The following is a 20,676-nucleotide window of genomic DNA, read 5'->3' as shown; positions in this document are numbered from 1 at the left end:
TGGGTAATTGTAATTAATTCATTCGCTGAAACGAGAAAAAATAGGTACTTTCACCTATTTTTAGGACATATAGAAAAGGGAGCATCAGACTACTCTGATGGTCCCTTCCTATTATTTATTCAATTTTGTAATCCTTCCTTCAACCGCTGGGTTTACTTCTTTCTGTTCTTTGATGTAGCTGATTAAAGCATCAAGGTCGACAATATCCACTGTGCGGTTTTTACCGTTTAAAAGAGCGCTGTAGCCGTCTCCGCCATCAGCCATATAGTTGTTTACCGTCACAGAATATTCCTGTTCAGCAGCGATTGGCGTTCCATCTGTCTTTACTAAAGATACGATCCGATCTCCGGCAGCTCTCGAAGAATCATACGTTACCTTTAAGCCGGAAACATGCATGATTCTCTCTTTTGAACCCCATTGCTGTTCAAAAAGTTCTTTTATCTGGGCACCGGTCAATGTCAATGTCACAAGGTCATTTCCGAAAGGCTGTACCGTAAAAGCTTCTTTCCACGTAATATCTCCAGCATCAATGCCTGCACGGACGCCGCCTGAGTTCATGAAGGCAAAATCGGTATTGGTCTGCGCAATCATGGAATCTGCAATCAGGTTGCCCATCGGAGATTCTCCATCAGCATTTACCTCTCTCGTAATACCTGTTGAAGTATGACCGATGACTTCATTTAAAATCGGAGCCACATCAGCAATATAAGCATCAAGCATTTGCTTAATTTCTGCAACAGGTTCAACGTCACGTGTGGCGCTTACGATTTCAGCCTTTTTAGCAACAATATCTTTTGTCACTGGATCAATTGTTAAGTCCACATCGGAAAAAGCAGTTCCATAGGAATAAGATTGAACAAGCAATTTCCCGTCCACCACAGTATTTGTGTACTGATGGTTATGGCCGCCAAACATCACATCCACTTCATCATCAACTGCATTCGCAATGTCAGCGAGTTCCTCTTGAGGATTAGACCCATCTATATCGGACTTTACAGGGTTATGAGTAATGACCACAATCGATTTAATACCCTGTTCCTTCAGCTCAGCTGTGTACTTGTTGATTGCTTCCGCTTCGTCCGTGAATTCTACACCTGCCGTTCCGCTTGGCGTAACAATTCCAGGAGTATCGGAATAGGCAATGCCAATAAAGCCGACTGGCACTCCATTTACTTCTTTAATTACATAGGGATCAAGGATTGGCTCCTTTGTTGTTTCATCCACTACATTAGCTGCAACATACGGGAAGTTTGCTCCTTCAAACTCGCCATACTTCTCCACAGTTTTTGGATGGGCCCCGCCATTGATAAGGCGTCGCATTTCGTCTACCCCTTCATCGAATTCATGGTTGCCGACTGTACCTATATCAAAGCCGATCTCATTAAGCATTTTAATTGTTGGCTCGTCCTGAAGAAGGGCCGAAACAGGGGAGCTCGCCCCTACTGCATCACCTGCATGCAGCATAATTGTATTGGGATTCTCTGCTTCACGCTGTTTTAAGTGTGCAGCTAAATACTCGATTCCACCCGCATTCAAACCGGAATTAAATGTATCAAGCTGACCATGGAAATCATTGATCCCCAAAAGTTGGACATCAAATGGCTTTGGCTCCGGGAATTGAAGCGAATATTTCGCAAAGCCATTGGCTGCTTCCCCCGCATAGCCGATTCCGCTGCCTTCAGCAATCGCATCCTTTGCATCCGGTGAAGATTCGAACGTTACATTTACGCCACCGGCAACCGGTACAAATGACCAATTGGCATCTGCAGAAGGATCGATGGTTTGTTCTTCTCGGATATAATCAATGATCGCCTGGCGGTTTTCATCCGGATAAAGCTCTACTGCCGTGTTGTTTCTAACTCCAGGGAAAGTGCCGCTGGCCCGATAATTATTTGTCACAACGATGAATTCCTGATCCGGATCAATAGGTGCTCCGTTATACTGAAGATTTTTGATTCTATTTGCATCAGCATTAACCTGCTTGCCATCTTTATCATACTTAGCAGGTTCTGTTACATCGATCTCATATGTCACACCATCGATTACATCATAGTTATAAGTAGGGAAATCATTATTAATGAGTGACTGTTCTCCCGCTTCATTATCTTTTATCTGATTGAACTGGCCTGCAGACATTTCAAGCCATTCCTTCACATCTGCCCCTTTAATTTTTACCGTAGCGACTGTATTCGGATACAGGTATAGATCGGCTACATTTTTAATGGCGATTGTGCCTTCAGGGATATATGTGTAATAGCTTGCCCCGTTGCGGCCGCCTGCTTTAAAAGGAGCTCCCGCCGAAAGCACTGGTGTATTTTCATCTGGTGTTCCTTTTAATTGCTTCTCAATATACCACTTCTGTGCATTCGTCACAATTTGAATGGACGGGTCATCTTTTACAAGTGCAAAATAGCTGTGGATATCAGCTTTTGTTTCCCCGACAGGCTGGCGGACATAATTCACGGTTCCTTCATGCTCTTCCTTTACAGCTTTCAAAATAGCAGGATCTGCATCTGCAAGGCTTTCCTTGACGGTCGCGCCGGATTCATTTTTATAACTTCTAAAAATAGACCTTAAAGATGACTGGGAATCCTTAACCTCCCACTTGCCCTTTACCTTGGCAATAGTCAGGTCCATAACGCCAAGCTGATTGCCCCAGCTGCCAGGCATGATGAAGGGCACCCCGTTGACCGTTCCCTTTTCTGCATCCACTTCAGGAAGATCGGTGAAATCTCCCGGAAAATTCTTATGGTTGTGTCCGGAAATAACCGCATCAATGCCTTCTACTTTTGTTAAGTCGTAGGCTGCATTCTCTTCCATCTCAGCATATGCTGCGTCCCCCATGCCGGAGTGCGCAAGTGCAATGATAATGTCCGCACCTTCATCTTTCATTTTAGGAATATTGGCTTCTACTGATTTTACAATGTCTTTTGTGATGATTTTTCCATCAAGATTGGCTTTGTCCCATTGTGTAATCTGCGGAGTCACAGCACCGATAACCCCAACCTTAATGACCTGTTTTCTTCCTTTTTCATCAACGACTTTTTTCTTGATGATTTTATATGGTTTAAAGTAATTTTTATCGTTTTCCGGATTATTATCATCGTCGTCTTTGTAGACATTGGCATTTACATAAGGAAATGGCGCATCATCCAGAACCTCATCCAGATATTCGAGGCCATAATTGAATTCATGGTTTCCTACCGTAGCGGCATCATAATCTAATAGTTCCATAGCCTTGAACACGGGATGCATTTCCCCATCCTCAAGCTGATCTACTTTTGCTTTATAATCGCCAAGCGGATTACCCTGAATGAGGTCTCCGTTGTCAAATAATAATGTATTCTTTGCTTCTTTTCTTGCCTGTTTGATTAAGGTAGCTGTTTTAGCCAGACCAAATTCAATGGTTTCTGCATCTTTATAGTAATCATAGTTATAAAGGTGTGTATGTATATCTGTTGTTCCCAGTATCCGCAGGCTTACTTCATGGCTGAATTTAAGTTCCGGTTTCCCTGCATGATCAGGCTTTGCCGCCATGACAGAATCATATGAAATAGGAGCTGCTAAGACAGATAGGGCCATCGTTGTTGCGAGTATCGTCTTTCCAAGTTTGCGCATAGGCTTTTTCAAATGAATACATCTCCTCAAATTATAGTAGATTAGGATGATAACATTCATAATTCTATCTATTTTTAGACTTATTTGAGAATGAGCAATTAGTCGGAATTAACATAGGAAAATCATTAAATTTTTGTAAAAAAGAAGCCTATTTACCTAATAAAATACAGCACCCTCATAGGGTGCTGTACGATTTCGAATAGTATTATTATAATGTCAGTTACTAATTTCCAGGTCTGCCCTGTATATTAAATGACATCACCCTGAATTCTTTTATTGGGTTGGCTGCTCTATAGGAATAGTAAGAGTCACAATTGTCCCTATCCCCTTTTCACTTTCAAACGTGATTTCCGCCTTGTGTTCATCCACAATCTGCTTGGTAACCATCAGCCCTAAACCGGTTCCATCCGGCTTAGTTGTATAAAATGGATCCACGACCCGTTCCATATTCTCAGCATCAATCCCGCAGCCTTCATCTTTAATGCTGATTAAAACCTTGTCACCCTCCGCCACTTTGGCCGAAATCAGGATCGTGCCGCCTTCTGGCATAGATTCCATCGCATTCTTGATCAAATTAATAAAAGACTGCTTCAGCATATTTTCGTCACACTGAACTTTAGGAACAGCTTCCAGATTTTCTGTTTCGACACGGATATTCTGATTGGCTGCCTGTTCATGTATGATCGAGATGACATAGTTAATCACTGCATTCAGTTCAACTTTTTTAAACAGAGGCAGCCTTGGCTTGCTTAGGATCATAAGGTCATCGGCAATCAGATTAATGCGGTCGATTTCCTCAATCATGATCTTGTAGCGGTCCTGATCTTCAGGATGTTTTTCCATCTGCAGCTGAGTAAATCCTCTTAAAGCTGCTAAAGGATTTCTTACTTCATGGCCGACTGCCGAAGCCATCTGTCCGACAGCAGCCAGCTTTTCAGTCTGGCGGAGCTCCTGGAAAACATGTGTCAGCGAGTGAATATAGGAATAGAAGCGGTTCAGCAGAACATATGAAACACTTGAAAAAATGGCCATAAGCACGATTGGCACCATTACCTTTTGGCTGCTCAACAGTAAACCAGCCAGAAGATACTTCGCAATCATTCCGCCGGTTACTATCCAAAAATAGCGCTTATTCACAAAAATCGGCGCAAATATAATAAATAAAAGTTCTACTGCGCTTCCGCTCTGAAATTCCTTCGACTCACCGAAATAGATCAGCATGCTGTTACTAAAATCTATCAGGAAAAAGCCTGCAAAAAATAAGTATTTTACCTGAAAAGGGCGTTTTGTCCTGATTAAATACAGCGCTAAGGGCAGGAGTCCGATAATAGCCAGATAATACCCCCATCCAAGCCCGCCCTTTGGCAGGCCGGTACTGCCGCCAGTATTGAGGGGAAGCAGATAATAATAAAACAAATCATAAAGTGTTAATATTATATAGAATAGCCATATAAAAAGCTTAACTGCTTTTGTTTCTTCTTTTATCAAAGTCTGTTGGTTAAAGCCTTTCATTTCCATGCTCCTTGGTTAACTCTATTAATAATGTGTCTTTAGCACTATTATATACGTTTATGTCGAAATATGTATATTATGTTATATTCTTAAACTTCAAAAAACCAGCCCGGGTATATCCAGGCTGGTTTGTGTTTGTTAAGGTTTTAAGATGACTTTAATGCAGTCATCTTCATGGTCATTAAAAATTTTATACGCCCGATCAGCTTCTTCGAGCGGAATCTGATGAGTGATGATAGACTTCGGATCGAATTCCTTATTCGTTATTTTTTCAAATAGCTCAGGCATGTAGTGCACCACAGGCGCCTGGCCCATTTTAATGGTGATGTTTCTCGAGAAAAATTCCTCCAGCGGGAACATATTATAAGTCAGCCCGTATACACCCGTCAGCTGGACAGTTCCGAATTTGCGGACAGCTTTCGTCGCGATTTGGATCGGGCCCAGCGTTCCGCCCTGGAGCTTAAGCTTCTGCTCGATTTTTTCAACAGCGGATTTCTTCCCGTCCATGCCGACACAATCAATGACTACATCAGCTCCGCCCTGGGTGATTTCTTTTAGATAAGCTCCCATGTCATCATATTTCGTAAAGTCATAGACTTCCACATCATTGGTAAGCTTGGCGTGATTGAGACGGTAATCGAGATGATCTACTGCAATTACCCGTTTAGCTCCTTTCATCCAGGCAAATTTCTGGGTCATTAACCCGATGGGACCGCAGCCGAGGACGATGACTGTGTCTCCTGCTTTAACGCCTGAATGTTCCACACTCCAATAGGCTGTCGGCAGAACATCCGATAAAAAGAGCAGTGATTCATCCTCCAGTTCGCACGATTCCGGTATAACAAATGGCATGAAATTGCCAAACGGCACCTTTAGAAACTCTGCCTGGCCGCCCGGATGGTTTCCGTATTTCTCGGTATAGCCAAAGTAGCCGCCTGAATCATGATGCGGGTTCGAATTATCACATTGGCTTTCCATATCATGCTGGCAATAGAAGCAATGCCCGCACGATACATTAAATGGGATGACCACCCTGTCGCCTTTTTTTACCCGTGTCACATCAGGGCCTGTCTCCTCAACGATCCCCATAGGTTCATGCCCGATAACATAGCCGGGCCGCAATGGCATATTCCCCTGATATAAATGAAGGTCCGATCCGCAAATGGCGGTTGACGTGATGCGGACAATGACATCATCCCGCTTTTCAATTCTGGGATCCTCTACATTTTTTACTTGAATATCTTTCGCTCCCTGGTAGGTTACAGCTCTCATATTTCACCCTCCTTTATTGTCTTAATAGGCTTTTACCCTCCTTAGAGCATGATTAACTTTATTAGTATCCAATTCATATATTGAAATATTTACCTATTACTGAAAGAATATTAATTTGCATGTGAGGATGCCAGCCGGGAATTTCTTGATATAAATGCTGAATTTGAGTAAAAATAGGCCCAAAGTATCGTTTTATTATTCTGAATTTTGTAAATATAATAGAGTCACAGCTATTCAGCTGTGACCATACATATTCTGAGAGGAGATTTTGGATGAAGAAAAAAAGAGTCATTGGGTCAGCATTACTAAGTGCAGCAATGGGACTATCTGTATTTGCGTCAGGGGCATTCGGTCAGCAGGTTGAGAGCAATGAAACCTATCGGGTTGTCATTCAGGGCCCAAGTGCAGAAAAAGCAAAGGCAAAATCGAACTATGGAGTACGATGGGATTTTGGCCAGAAAGGTTTTACTACTACGGTTAATGCTAAACAGTATCAGGCACTTTTAAAAAATAAAAACTTAAAGATTGATAAAGTTGAAGAAGTAAAGAACTCACCTGTGACCGCAGCAAAACCTGGATCAGGGGCTGCATCAGCTCCGGCAGACGGTACACCTTGGGGAATTGAGGCCATTTATAATGACAGCTCCATCCAAAGCACTTCAGGCGGAAACGGGGTAAAGGTTGCCGTTCTGGACACAGGTGTAAATACAGCACATGCTGATCTTGCCGGACAAGCTGAACAGTGTAAGGACTTTACACAAAGAAAGTCACCTTTAATTGACGGCAGCTGTGGGGATAAGAACGGACACGGCACACATGTTGCGGGTACTGTACTGGCTCATGGCGGTGATAACGGACAAGGTGTTTATGGGGTAGCCCCAGACGCAGATCTCTGGGCATATAAGGTGTTAAATGACAGAGGATCAGGGTATTCTGATGACATCGCCGGAGCTATTAAGCATGCGGCCGATGAAGCGGTCAGCACAGGATCTAAAGTGGTCATTTCCATGTCATTGGGTTCAAGCTCTAAAAGCACATTGATTGCAGATGCAGTTGATTACGCCTATAGCAAAGGTGTCCTGGTAGTTGCTGCTGCCGGAAATGATGGTCCTGCCGATAACACGATTGGCTATCCTGGCGCATTGGTGAATGCTGTTGCAGTAGCGGCTCTTGAAAATGTTCAGCAAAATGGTTCTTACCGTGTTGCAGATTTTTCATCAAGAGGCAACCCTGCTACTGATGGCGACTACCTAATCCAGGAGCGTGATGTCGAGCTCTCTGCACCAGGCAGAGCAATTGAATCCACCTGGTATGATGGCAGCTACAGCACAATCAGCGGCACATCCATGGCTACTCCTCATGTATCCGGATTAGCTGCTAAGATCTGGGCTCAGAATCCATCCATGAGCCACACCCAGCTTCGCAGCGAGCTTCAGAACCGGGCCAAGCAAAATGATATTCTTGGCGGAACAGGAGCTGCAGCAGGTGACGATTATGCATCAGGCTTTGGCTTCCCTCGTGTTAAGTAAGAGAATAATAGAAAAGCTTGGACATTTACGGTCCAAGCTTTTTTTGTGTTTTGATTTTTATTATAGTTACTGCAAAACAGCCTGCTTTTTCTGCTTTCGGTTATAAATGATTTTGGACAGGCTTACACTCGCCTCGTACAGCAGCAGGAGAGGCAATGTAACCAAAATATCTGAAATAAAATCGGGCGGTGTAACTAAAATCGCCACCACAATCAGCACGAAATAGGCATACTTCCTTATCTTCTGCAGCGAATAGGGATTGAGGATGCCAAGGCTGGTCAGGAACATAATCACAACCGGAAGCTCGAACAGAAAGCCGAATGGCAGTGTTAAATGCAGCACGAATTGAAAGTATTTTTCCGTTGTAAAAAAGGCGGTGAACATATCTCCCGATAAGGTCATTAAAAAATTCAGAACCAGCGGCAAAAGAATGAAATATCCGAATGCTATACCGGTAATGAACAGGAAAAATAACGCGGGAATATAGGATAAGGCTACCTTTTTTTCCATTCCGGTAAGCGCCGGGCTGACGAACAGCCAGATTTGATGGGCAGCTACCGGGATGGCGGCTGCAATGGCGACAACAGACGCAAGCATAAAATAGACCCATAGAATCTCAGAAGGACCGAGAACAGCCAATTTAAAATCCAGATCCCTAACCAGCCACTGGTAAATGTCGCTGACAAAAATAAAGGATAGTGCCAAGAACGCTATAAAGACAGCCGCTATAATCATCAGCCTCTTCCGAAGCTCTTCAAAATGCTGGAGGACATTTACTGCCTCATTATTCATATTATTCACCTCACTATAAAAGGAAGGAAGATATCTCTCCCTTCCCTATTCATTCTTATAGCAATTCTTTTTTCTTTTCTTCCGGCTGTTCGTCTGAAACCAGTTCGCGTGTGGATTTTTTAAATTCTTTCAGGGTTGTGCCGAATGCCCTGCCGATTTCAGGAAGCTTGGATGGGCCGAAAATGATCAGCGCCAGCACTAGAACAATAATCAATCCTGGTATCCCGATATTTGATAGCATAATAACCTCCTAGTATTTGAAGCCTGTAATCGCCACAACTCCCGGGCGCGGCATAGTATCTCCCTTGCGGTGCGGCCATTTGCTTGTCAGATTGTTCAGGTCTTCCGTCTCTTCTCCCGGATGCTGAATGGACAGGAACAGGGTTGTTTCGTTTGGTGTAAAGGATGGTCCAGTTAGTTCTGCTTCAACGGGAGCTGAAGCAAACTGAAAGGCTTCGCCGGTATTTTTTCCGATAGTCGGGATGACGAACATGCCATTGTTGGCGAAATGCGTGTAGATTCCTGTATTCAGCTTGCTTGATGACATATCTGTTACCGTCCAGAGATTGCCAAGGCTATCGAAAGTTAGATTATCAGGTGCACTGAAGCCGCTCTGTTTTCCGCCGGCTGCGAAAATTTCAAAATCAAAAGTCAGTGCACCCAAGTCATCTCCCTCTTCAATAAATCTAGTAATATGGCCGTGAAAGTTGCCATGTTTGTCATTGTTGGTGTGGGCAATGAATACCGTTTTATCGAACGGGCTGATTTCCACATCTTCCGGACGGTCAGTAGGTGTTCCGCCAACAAGCAGAGCTGCTTCATGGCAGTGAACAGCCACATCGGCCTGTGTTTGGAATTTCTTTAAAAGATCTGCATTCCCCTTGACAGCTTTCTGCACATTTTCGATAGTTAATGGCACCCATTTTCCGCTGCCCATATTAGCCACATAAAGCGTCCCTTCTTCAAGAAGGTCTGCATTTGCTTTTCCGCGGGATTTTACATATTTATTTTTGCTGATGAACTTATACACGCATGCATCTTTCTTATCATCACCCATATAAACCACAACCCGATTGTCATTGGTCAGGCCGACTGCTGCATTTTCATGGTTAAAGCGACCAAGGGCGGTGTGCTTGCGCGGCTTGAAATTAGGATCAAACGGATCGATTTCCACAATCCAGCCATAATGTGTTTCATTTAATCCTGCATCCTTTGAGGTAGATTCGAAATTCTCCTCAGCTGATAAAACCGTGCCCCACAATGTCATGCCGCCAGAACAATTAGCAAAAGTTCCCTGTACATTCGTTGCACCACCCACTGCTTTTGAACCTTTGGCAGGACCTGTGAGCTGGAATGGAGTCAAGCCTGTAATACGGCGCGCATATTTGGAATCCGTGTCCATTTTCCAGGTGCCTTCTTTATCACGGTATACCTCGATAATTGATCCTCCCTGGTTGTATAGCATTTTCTGAATTTGCGCTGCCGTATACTTGCCATTTGCCGGCCTTGCACCATGAACAAATAGATCGCTTGAATATTCATGATTCACCCATAAGAGACCACGCTTGTCCTTATCAATTGGAAAATATAATGTAAAGTCATTGTTAAAGCCGAATGTATCGCCTTTTTTGTTAATGACATCTCCATATGCTGCCACAACATCGTATTTGTATCCACGTGGTAAAACAAGGTCATCTTTATCTGTCGGGTCAATCGGCTTAAAATTTAATCCAGAGATTTTCTTCTGGAATCCGAATAAATGGGAGGCTGCCTCAACACCCTTAGCCTCCGCTTTTGGTACCATTGCCCCCAAACCTGTCGAAGCGACAGTCAATGCTCCAACACCTGTACCTACATACGTTAAAAACTTGCGGCGATTCAATTCAGTCATCCTAAGCACCTCTTCATATTATTCAATAATATTTGCATCGTATTTATGTACCAAACCAAACCCAAGTACAATACTAAAAGATGAATATTAAGAGAATGCTAAGAAATAACCTGAAAATTGTAAAAGTAGTTTAAAGATTGTAAAAAAAAATGCCCGGCATCAGCCGGACATCTCTTATCTTCTATTAAGATACTTTTTCTTCCTGCGGCTTGTATTCCTCTTCCCAATACTCAGCATTTTTAATGCCAAGCTTCTTGGAATTGAATACTGGATCAAGACCTTGTTTCTTCTGGGCCTCGTAATCTTTCAGTGCAATCAGGGCCGGTTTTCTTAAGATAACGATGGCAATTAAGTTCAGCCAAACCATCAGTCCCAAACCAACATCTCCGAGCGCCCACGCCAGGCCTGCTGTTTTAACAGCGCCATAGAATGTTGCAGCAAGCAAGACAATTTTCAGGATAAACATAGCCAGCTTGCTGTTCTTGCCATTAATTAAGTAAGCTACATTTGTTTCAGCTATATAATAGTAAGCCATAATTGTTGTAAAAGCGAAGAAGAACAGAGAAACAGCAACGAATCCGGCACCAAAACCAGGAAGTGCAGATTCAACTGCCGCCTGTGTGAAACCAGGGCCGGCTTCCACTCCAGGAAGGTTTTCTACAATTGGAGTCTTTCCATCAGCTCCAACTGTATTGAACATGCCTGTAAATAGAATCATGAAAGCAGTTGCGGAACATACGAATAACGTATCAATGTACACAGAGAATGCCTGCACGAGACCTTGCTTAGCAGGGTGGGAAACCTCAGCAGCTGCAGCTGCATGCGGGCCTGTACCCTGACCAGCTTCGTTTGAATAGATACCGCGCTTTACTCCCCAGGCGATCGCGCTTCCGATAATTCCGCCAAACATGGAATCTGCACCAAAGGCACTGCTGAAAATTAACGAAATAACACCAGGCAGTTCGCCAATGTTCATGCCAATAATAATTAAAGCTACTAAAATATAACCCACAGCCATAAATGGTACAGCATATTGAGCAACATTTGCAATACGCTTAACACCGCCGAAAATAATCAGTGCAAGTAACCCGATTATAATAAGGCCTGTTACTGTTTTATCAATGCCAAACGCATTTTCCATTCCAAGTGCAATTGAGTTTGACTGGATGCCAGGCATCAAAAGCGCCATAGCCAGCAATGCAGAAATAGCGAAAAGGACGGCAAACCATTTAATTCCGATTCCCTTTTCAATATAATAGGCCGGACCGCCTCGGTATAGCCCGTCTTTTTTCACTTTGTAAATCTGTGCCAGCGTCGATTCAACGAATGCACTGCCTGCTCCGATAAAAGCAATGGCCCACATCCAGAATACAGCACCAGGTCCACCCATTGCGATGGCAGTGGCAGTACCTGCGATGTTACCAGTTCCTACACGGCCGGAAAGAGCAATAGATAAGGCCTGGAAAGACGAAACGCCCGCTGCGGAACTTTTCCCTTTAAACATGAGCAGTACCATATCCTTGATATGGCGGACCTGTAAAAATCGAGTTAAGACTGAGAAGAACAACCCTATAGCTAAACAGATATAAATAACAGGTGTACTCCATAAAATGCCGTTTAGCTGATTAACAAAAGCTTCCAAACAACTTCCCCCTTTTTCATATATATTCTGAATCTTTTTCCTATTAGGAATTATAGAATAAATACTGTTATAAGACAATGTTTTTTTCACGGACTCTGGTAAAAATGTCATAGAAAATTCGGCCTTTCCTTAAAAAAGCCGTTTTTATCATGGTTATCAGGATATATAAAAATTAGATTGATAGCATAACCCTTCCTCTTTTTAGAAATTTTTAGTATTATATATTTAGGGAAACGAAATGTTTACCGGAAAGAAGTGTTTCAAATATGATAAAACAGACGAAAAGAAATCTAATGATCATGTGGTTTGCCAATTTCTTTGTGGCAGGCAGCATGACGATGGTGCTTCCCTTTATTTCGTTATATATAGAAAGTTTTGGCGACTACTCTCCAACTTATGTACAGCATTGGTCAGGGTGGACATTTGCGATCACATTTGTGACTGCATTTCTTTTTTCTCCTGTGTGGGGAAGAATCGGGGACCTTTTTGGGCGCAGGAAAATATTGATACTGTCCGGAATCGGGATGGGCATATCCATATTCCTGATGGGGTACGTGACAAACGTCTGGCAGCTGTTTTTTCTCAGACTGTTTACAGGGATTTTTACCGGCTTCATCGGAATGTCCCAGGCGTTTATATCCACACAGACTCCGAAGGAAATTGCCGGCAGGGTGATGGGGACACTGCAGACCGGAAGCATTACAGGTTCATTGATGGGCCCCCTTCTCGGCGGAGTCCTAGCTGATTTATTCGGTTTTTCAGATACCTTTAAATGGACCTCCATCGCCATCTTTGTTTCTGCCTTTCTTGTCTTTTTTACAAAAGAACACAAAGTCCAAACAAAAAAGGGCGAGAAAACGCGGTATTCAAGCAAGGCAGTCATCCAGCATATTATCAGCAACCCCGTTTTGCTGACAGTTATGCTGATCTCAACGCTTGTTCAAATCGCACACTTCAGCATTCAGCCTATATTATCTTTATATGTCAGTGAATTGCATGGACCTGAAAATCTGGCGTTCTTTGCGGGAATTGCCTTTTCGGCTGCAGGGCTTGGCAATCTGCTGATGGCCAGGCAATGGGGAAAAATCGGGGACCAGCATGGCTATATAAAAACATTGGTTATTCTCCTCTTCCTCGCAGGCGTGTTTTATCTGCCGGGAGGATTTGTCTCAAACATGTGGCAGCTTGTACTTGTCCGCTTTGCGCTTGGAATAACCATCGGGGGCATCATCCCTGTCCGGATCGCTTATATCCGCCAGGAAGCCCCGGTTGCCATGCAAGGTGAAGTGCTCGGCTACAACACTAGCCTCCGCTTCTTCGGCAACATTATCGGTCCGGTCATCGGCGGTTTTATCTCCGGCTATCTGGGTTTTTCTGCAGTCTTCGTTGTCACAAGCTTACTCCTCATCCTGAGCGGGCTGATTCTGCTCGGAGCGATGAATCGCCATCCCAAGCTTGCGAAGGATTCTTATTGATAACTGAAAAAGCTGCCATAAAGTGAGGCAGCTTTTTCCTTATTCTTTAAAATGGCATACGCCCAGCTTATTGCCGTCAGGGTCTTCAAACTCAAACCACTTTACCGTTCCATCATCCTGGATTGGGCCGGCTTTCACCTTATGCCCTGCCAGATGCTGATGTGCTTCAACAATATCGGAAACATAAAAGTTAAATGGCATATGAGAGGAAGGAATTACTTTTTCAGAACGGACAAGGGTTAAAGGTGTTTCCCCGATTTCCAAGGCTGCATACCCTCCCTGGTCATCCCTCCATCTTACCGGGAAGCCAAGCACAGTGCTATACCATTCAATGGCTTTTCCGAAATCAATTACCTGCAGAAAGACTGTATCGATTCTTGTAAACATTTCAGCCTCCATAAAAGGGATTTTATATGGACAATATTCAACATCTTCTTGCAAAAACCTCCTGAGAAAACTAAAAAGCCAGCGTTTCCGCTGACTTTAATCTATTTTTTCGCTGCGTTGCTTGCGATATGGACAGCATCCCAGACACCCGCAAAAGGCGGGGCATAACAAAGATCCACCATGCCAAGTTCTTCTGCTGCCATATTATTATGGATGGCAACGGCAAATACATCGATTCGGAGGACCGCCCCTTTATTGCCGATGGCGTGGGCTCCGAGGATTCGGTTTGTTCCTTTTTCACAGATCAGCTTGATCCAGATAGGGGTCTGATTCGGGTAATAGCTTGGATGATCTGCGGCTTTCACAAATTCAGTTGTATAGCTGACGCCAAGCTTCTTTGCATCTTCCTCGGAAAGTCCCGTTCTTCCAAGCTCCATATTAAAAATTTTAATCGCGGCGCTTCCCAGAGTTCCCACATAGTTTTCATGGCTGCCGGCTATATTGGCCCCAGCCAGGCGGCCGCATTTATTCGCGTTTGTTCCCAGCGGGATATAATCATTTTCTTCAAGCACTTTGTGATAAACCTGAGCGCAGTCCCCCGCTGCATAAACACCTTCAATATTTGTCCGCATTTCACGGTCGATGATGATGGCTCCATTTTCCGCCAGCTCTATACCCGAACCTTCCAGAAACTTGGTAGCAGGTTTTACACCTACAGCAACAAGCACTAAATCAGCTTTATAAGTTCCTTTATCCGTTTTCACACTCTCCACTTTCCCATTGCCGCTGAAGCTCTCTACCTTTTCTCCCAGATTCAATTCTACACCGTGATCACGAATTTCTTTTTCAGCGATATCTGTTATTTCCTTATCGAAAGGAGCCAGGATTCTCTCTCCCATTTCAATGACACGCACATTTTTGCCGAGGGTTTTCATCGCTTCGACCACTTCGATTCCAATATAGCCTCCGCCAACAATGACAACATCTTTCACTTCTGATTTGCGGGAAATTTCTTTTAATACCATCCCATCTTCCATTGTTTTCAGCACCTGAACATTCTCAAGATCAGCTCCAGGAAATGGAGGCATGATGGGAAACGTGCCTGTTCCGATCATCAGCTTATCGTATGTATCCGTAAACATTTCTCCTGATGCAAGGTCTTTAACAGTTACTTCCTTCTTGCTTGTATCCACTTTTAACACTTCATGCTGAAGATGTGTTTTGATGTTCCTCTCAGAAAATTGCTCCTGTGTTCTTGCGATCATTTTTCGGTAATCATCATTTTCTCCAGATATATAATAAGGAAGACCGCAGGCACCGTAAGATAAAAACTTGCCTTTTTCGTAGACGGTAATTTCAGCTTTTTCATCCATTCTCCTTAATTTTGATGCGGCTGACATACTTGCAGCCACCCCGCCAATGACCAGCAGTTTCATCGGAATCTCTCCTCGCGTTTCAATAAGGTATTCAAGATAGGTTTCGTTAAAAGGTTGAAATTATACAACATTACTATACCCTTATAGCTATCCCACTTCGGCTATTTTAAAACGTTTTTCAAGACTTCTTCGGTTACTTTTTGAACAATGCTTTCGATCATTTCTTCTTGCAGACCGGGAGCTGTCCGGATATTCTTATCATTGCCAGGAACCGGTATTCCGCCTGTTTTAATGCCCATTTCCTCACGGATTGAGATCAAATCTGCAATTTGTCCTGTGCTTAGTTCGTTTGACTTCTGCATGATGTGTTCTGAATACATCAGCATGAGTGCATAGTGTTCCAGTGATTCCATTCGAAAATAGGCCTCTGTGATGTCCCTGCCCCAGGTTAGGGCGCCATGGTTGGCAAGAAGAACGGCATTGTAATCCCTGCAGTATGGGGCAATTGAATCAGGAACTTCCTGTGTGCCCGGAGTGGCATACGGGGCAACCGGCACTTTGCCAAGCAGGACTATCGCTTCCGGTGATACAGGTTTTTCCAGGCTGATTCCGGCTATGGCAAACGAAGTGGCGACAGGCGGATGGGCATGGACAACTGCCTTTGCTTCAGGGTTTTCCTGATACACTCTGAGGTGCATCTTCACTTCGGAAGAAGGCTTCAGATTGCCCTCTAGCACGTTGCCTGAAAGATCCATTTTGACCATCATTTCAGGGGTCATAAATCCTTTGCTTACTCCAGTTGGTGTTGTCCAGAGTTCATGGTCGCCCACCTTAATGGAGATATTTCCGTCGTTTGCTGCAACGAAGCTTTTATTGTACACTCTTTTGCCGATTTCACAGATCAGTTCCTTTGCTTCCCGATCGCTTATATATGTATTTTGAACAGCCATGGCTGTCAGCTCCCTTCTATTTACATCCACTCCCTATTGTATATTCAAAAGTGATTTGCATCAGCAATTTTTACAAGTTTTCATTTTTCGCTAAAATATGATCATTTCCGCGGAAATATTATGTAATTCGAGGAGATTCATTCTACTAAAAAAAACCGCCCGATCAGAGGATCGGACGGTTCTTCGGGGGTATGTTGCTGATTGCTTATTTCACGCGGGGATATCCAAAGCCTGATGCATAGTCATCACCAGCTGCTGCTCCGTATCCGCCTTTAATGTCATATTGCTTGGCACGGTTTTGAAGCTCTGTGCGAAGCTGAGTATGGCTCATGGATGGGCTGGATGACCAAATTTTTGCTGCAAGGCCAGCTACGTGAGGTGTAGCCATGGATGTTCCGCTGATCGTGTTATAGCCTCCGTTATACCATGTAGACTCGATGCTTGCTCCCGGTGCAGACACTTCCACGTCTTTTTCCTGAATGACATAGTCACCGTCAGTGCTAGGATTTCCGCGGGACGAGAAGTTGGCTACACGGTATGTACCGTTTTGCTGGACGTTTTCAAGGGCTGCAACTGCAATCGCATTCTTTAATGCTCCAGGATAGCCGATTGTATTAGCGCTGTATCCGGAATTTCCTGCTGCGGCAACAACAAGGACACCTTTGCTGTAGGCATAATCAACCGCACTGCTGATTAGAGAATCTTTGCCGCTTGAACCAAGTGACATATTGATGACTACTTTTGATCCTGTGCGGGATGCTTCGTCCGCAACGTGGCGGATTGCTGCTGCAATATCATCTGAGTAGCCTGAGCCATTATCGCCAAGTACCTTGTATGCCCATAATTTCGCCTGTGGAGCTACTCCATAGATTCCCTGGCCGTCGTATCCCCCATGTGCTAAAACCGTCCCAGCTACATGTGTACCATGTCCCTGACGATCAGTACATGAGCCATTTACAATCGGGCTGGATTGAGTGAAATCCTTACATTGCTCTGCAGAGCCTTCCAGGTCAATATGGCTTGTATGAACGCCTGTATCAAGAACAGCAACCTTAATGCCGCTTCCGCCTGACGTACTGGTAATGCTGCTGTTATTATAGATGGAAGCAATTCCCCATGGTGTCTGATCACTAGGATATCCCGCTGCCTGAATAGAAACCGAATCTTTCTTGGACACTTCCGTTCTGGCAGTATCAAGAGTAACTTCGCTTACCTTTTCAATCTTTAAGTTCTTATTTTTGAGCAATGCCTGGTATTGCTTTGCATTGACTTCAGCAGTCATGCCATCACTGCCAAAATCCCAGCGCTTGTCCACCTGTGAATTCACAGAAGCTTTAGCGTTTGACGGCCCCTGGATCAATACCCGGTAGGTTTCGTTTTGAGTCTCTGGTTCTTTTGCAAATGCCCCCGCTGTAAAAACTGATAAACCCATTGTCATACTTAGAAGTGCTGCTCCTAATGCCCTTTTTTTCTTCATCCTTTTTCTCCTCTCGAATCTATATTTTTTCTGTCGGTTCTTGTTGTATTTAAAGTATATTTAAAATATTCAGACTCTAACAATATGCTAAATTATTTAATTCTCATACTTTAGAATCAGGTACAGAAACATAGTTTCTTAAAAAGTATCAGGTATTTTGGAGGGTTTACAAATACTTTCTACTATCTGAATGGTAATTACTTCATAATTTTTCCATAAACTATAGGATTACCCCAAATAAAATAGTACTTTTGATTGATGAAAAGAGTTAAATTACACTCTATTTTTATCGGAATCAGGGATATTTTCCTAGTTAAACGCTTTAAAGATATAAAGAATAGAAGTGGAAGCATGAAAATGCCCCCTGACCACTTGGCCAGGAGGCGGAATTCTTCCTATTTAAACATCTTAGACAGACTTTCAGTAAACGGTGCATAAGCTATGCCATTCTCCGTAATAATGCCTGTAATCAAATCATGATCTGTGACATCGAATGCGGGGTTATAGGTTTGTACACCTTCTGGCGCCATCGGCTTTTCGTACCATTTAGAAGTAATTTCTTCTGAATCTCTTAATTCAATATGGATATCGTCCCCTGTTTTGCATGCGAGATCGACTGTTGACAGAGGGGCACAAACATAAAAAGGTATTTTGTAATGTTTTGCGAGAATCGCAACGCCAGAAGTTCCAATCTTATTGGCTGCATCCCCATTGGCTGCCACGCGGTCACAGCCGACAAGTACCGCTTGAATCTTGCCTTCTTTCATTACGATGCTGGCCATATTGTCACAGATCAGCGTAACATCGACACCTGCTTCTTCGAGCTCCCATGCTGTCAGGCGGGCCCCCTGCAAAAGCGGGCGGGTTTCATCAGCGTATACTTTAAAATCATATCCCTTTTCCTGGCCTAAATAAATCGGAGCAAGAGCTGTTCCATATTTAGCGGTGGCAATCGTACCTGCATTGCAGTGTGTCAGAATACCCCAACCAGGCTCAAGTACAGAAAGCGCGTGCTGTCCAATCGACTCGCAAACCTTTTCATCCTCAGCCCGTATTTTTTCTGCTTCCACTTTTAGGGCTTGCTTTATTTCGGCTGCAGCTTTGCCTTCTTCCTTCAGGAAACGGGCTTCCATGCGGTCGAGCGCCCAAAACAGATTAACTGCAGTTGGCCGTGATGACGCCAGGTATTCCTTCGCCTTTTTAAAATCCATATAAAGTTCTTCATAGCTTACTGCTGCTGATTGCTTTGTGCCCAAATAGACACCGTAAGCCGCCGCTATTCCAATGGCAGGTGCACCCCGGACCTTCAAATGATAGATTGCTTCCCATATATCCTTTAATTCTTTCAAATGCAAAAAGTTCTTTTCATTCGGCAGAACTGTTTGATCTAATAGAATGAGCGTGTCGTTTTCATCATCCAATCTGACAGACTGGATGACATCCACTGGTTTTCCCATCATGCTGCCTCCTTTAGAACCTTTTTTCACAGTCTTTTAGAATACGTACAAAATCCTCACCTGTTTTAAAAGATTCCCTATCCATAATAAACATTTTTCCGGCTGCCAGACAAATCTTTTCCGCTGCAGCTCTGCTGCTGTATTCTTCAATGGAAGTGACATCCTTGACAGATGCCAGCCCGATAATTCTTCTGCACAGTTCAAGTCCCGTGACAGCTGCTGTGTCACGCAGGACTGCATCCAGATAATATTCTTTAAACCCATCATAACGGGCTGTTTGCTCAGTTGCTTTCTCCTCCCATGCCCGGAGGAATTTCTTTTTGAACAAGTCGATAATATCTTCTATTGTATTTTCGAGATATTCCAGCTGAACCTGTCTTTCTTCACCATCTGCCATTGTATATTTCGCGTTCACATAGGCGAAAATCAGGTTGGCGATCACGTTGCCGACATCGTAGCCGGCAGGGCCGCAGAATGCGAATTCGGGATCAATGATTTTAGTAGAATCTTCTTTTACAAAAATCGAGCCTGTGTGCAGATCGCCATGCAGAAGGGACTGGGCATGGGTCATAAACTCGAATTTAAGCTTTGCAGTTTCAAGCTGAAGCTTCGGGTCTTCCCATATTTCCCTTTTGGCAAATTCCCTGGTGCCTTCAAACACTTCATTTCTCGGACAATCGTAAAACGGTTCTGTGAAGACGAGGTCCTCTGAAATTTCGCATAATTCCGGGTTGGTGAATTTTTGGACCAGCTCTTTCTTTTCCTTATGCCCCATTACAACATCGGAAGTAAGCAAAAGGGTATTTACCAGGAAAGTCGAGATATGGTCAGCAAACAGCGGGAATTTTTCATGCCGCATTAAGGCTGTTCTCATGATGGTATAATCAGACAGATCCTCCATCGCGGTACAGTTCATAATGGGATCGTAGCTAAACACTTTTGGCACAAAACCTGGAGCGAGTTTGTTTTGCAGATCCAGAATTTCGTATTCAATGCGGTTGCGGTCAGGAGACAGCTTAAATTCATCAGAGATTCTGGCAACCGGACCAGCCTGCTTGATGATCAGAGACTTATTGTGTTTATGGTCCGTCAGCTTGAACACATAGTTTAAATTGCCATCGCCAATTTCCCTGCAGTCCAATTCGGCATCTGGAGCAAAATAATTCAGTCTTGTTTTGGCATATTCAATGGCTTCCTGTTCAGTCATTGTAAAATAGGCGGATGTAAAAACAGTCATGCAAAAAGCCTCCAATACGAATCTTTTTTGATAGTAGCTATGTTTTGTGAATTTAATATAT

Annotated in this window: 15 protein-coding genes; 2 read left to right on the top strand and 13 right to left on the bottom strand. The window is 43.7% G+C overall.

Annotated elements, in window-relative coordinates; genetic code table 11:
• Positions 1–111: 111 nt before the first annotated feature.
• The 3 genes from NR125_RS11080 to NR125_RS11070 form a co-directional block, all read right to left on the bottom strand.
• Positions 112–3,678, bottom strand: a complete 3,567-nt coding sequence (locus NR125_RS11080; RefSeq protein ID WP_071155805.1) for a bifunctional 2',3'-cyclic-nucleotide 2'-phosphodiesterase/3'-nucleotidase — start codon at positions 3,676–3,678, stop codon at positions 112–114.
• A gap of 213 nt (positions 3,679–3,891) precedes the next feature.
• Positions 3,892–5,130, bottom strand: coding sequence for an ATP-binding protein (locus tag NR125_RS11075; protein WP_009334996.1), 1,239 nt, complete (start codon positions 5,128–5,130; stop codon positions 3,892–3,894).
• Between the two features lie 138 nt (positions 5,131–5,268).
• A complete protein-coding gene (locus NR125_RS11070) occupies positions 5,269–6,402 on the bottom strand; it encodes a zinc-dependent alcohol dehydrogenase (RefSeq protein WP_256815330.1) in 1,134 nt (377 codons plus the stop codon).
• Positions 6,403–6,674: 272 nt separating this feature from the next.
• Here NR125_RS11070 and NR125_RS11065 point away from each other — a divergent pair, with 272 nt between their 5' ends.
• Positions 6,675–7,931, top strand: coding sequence for a S8 family peptidase (locus NR125_RS11065; protein ID WP_256815329.1), 1,257 nt, complete (start codon positions 6,675–6,677; stop codon positions 7,929–7,931).
• 66 nt (positions 7,932–7,997) lie between these two features.
• Here the strand turns inward: NR125_RS11065 and tatC are convergent, their stop codons facing one another.
• The 4 genes from tatC to NR125_RS11045 form a co-directional block, all read right to left on the bottom strand.
• Positions 7,998–8,723 (bottom strand): twin-arginine translocase subunit TatC, encoded by a 726-nt coding sequence (tatC, locus tag NR125_RS11060; protein WP_009335002.1) that lies wholly within the window; start codon positions 8,721–8,723, stop codon positions 7,998–8,000.
• Positions 8,724–8,778: 55 nt separating this feature from the next.
• Positions 8,779–8,964, bottom strand: coding sequence for a twin-arginine translocase TatA/TatE family subunit (locus NR125_RS11055; protein WP_009335004.1), 186 nt, complete (start codon positions 8,962–8,964; stop codon positions 8,779–8,781).
• A gap of 9 nt (positions 8,965–8,973) precedes the next feature.
• Positions 8,974–10,614: a PhoX family protein gene (locus NR125_RS11050; RefSeq protein ID WP_009335006.1), complete on the bottom strand. Its 1,641-nt coding sequence runs from the start codon at positions 10,612–10,614 to the stop codon at positions 8,974–8,976.
• Between the two features lie 184 nt (positions 10,615–10,798).
• The gene (locus NR125_RS11045; protein ID WP_009335008.1) at positions 10,799–12,256 is read right to left on the bottom strand and encodes an alanine/glycine:cation symporter family protein; all 1,458 of its coding nucleotides are present in this window, start codon (positions 12,254–12,256) and stop codon (positions 10,799–10,801) included.
• 266 nt (positions 12,257–12,522) lie between these two features.
• Here NR125_RS11045 and NR125_RS11040 point away from each other — a divergent pair, with 266 nt between their 5' ends.
• On the top strand, positions 12,523–13,731 hold the full coding sequence (locus tag NR125_RS11040) for an MFS transporter (RefSeq protein WP_256815324.1): 1,209 nt from the start codon (positions 12,523–12,525) through the stop codon (positions 13,729–13,731).
• A gap of 39 nt (positions 13,732–13,770) precedes the next feature.
• Here the strand turns inward: NR125_RS11040 and NR125_RS11035 are convergent, their stop codons facing one another.
• The 6 genes from NR125_RS11035 to mtnK form a co-directional block, all read right to left on the bottom strand.
• The gene (locus tag NR125_RS11035) at positions 13,771–14,130 is read right to left on the bottom strand and encodes a VOC family protein (RefSeq protein ID WP_009335012.1); all 360 of its coding nucleotides are present in this window, start codon (positions 14,128–14,130) and stop codon (positions 13,771–13,773) included.
• 89 nt (positions 14,131–14,219) lie between these two features.
• The gene (locus tag NR125_RS11030) at positions 14,220–15,554 is read right to left on the bottom strand and encodes a CoA-disulfide reductase (RefSeq protein ID WP_009335014.1); all 1,335 of its coding nucleotides are present in this window, start codon (positions 15,552–15,554) and stop codon (positions 14,220–14,222) included.
• Between the two features lie 101 nt (positions 15,555–15,655).
• Complete coding sequence (locus tag NR125_RS11025) at positions 15,656–16,444, bottom strand: class II aldolase/adducin family protein (RefSeq protein ID WP_256815384.1); 789 nt, start codon at positions 16,442–16,444, stop codon at positions 15,656–15,658.
• Positions 16,445–16,649: 205 nt separating this feature from the next.
• The gene (locus tag NR125_RS11020) at positions 16,650–17,921 is read right to left on the bottom strand and encodes a S8 family peptidase (protein WP_009335017.1); all 1,272 of its coding nucleotides are present in this window, start codon (positions 17,919–17,921) and stop codon (positions 16,650–16,652) included.
• A gap of 395 nt (positions 17,922–18,316) precedes the next feature.
• Entirely contained in the window at positions 18,317–19,378 is a 1,062-nt protein-coding gene (mtnA, locus tag NR125_RS11015; RefSeq protein WP_019382605.1) for an S-methyl-5-thioribose-1-phosphate isomerase, read from the bottom strand.
• A gap of 13 nt (positions 19,379–19,391) precedes the next feature.
• Positions 19,392–20,615, bottom strand: a complete 1,224-nt coding sequence (gene mtnK / locus NR125_RS11010; RefSeq protein ID WP_009335019.1) for an S-methyl-5-thioribose kinase — start codon at positions 20,613–20,615, stop codon at positions 19,392–19,394.
• Positions 20,616–20,676: the final 61 nt, after the last annotated feature.

The sequence above is a fragment of the Cytobacillus sp. Bac17 genome (assembly GCF_024519925.1).
Classification (GTDB): Bacteria; Bacillota; Bacilli; order Bacillales; family Cytobacillaceae; genus Cytobacillus; species Cytobacillus pseudoceanisediminis.
This window is presented reverse-complemented; position numbering and strand designations above follow the sequence as displayed.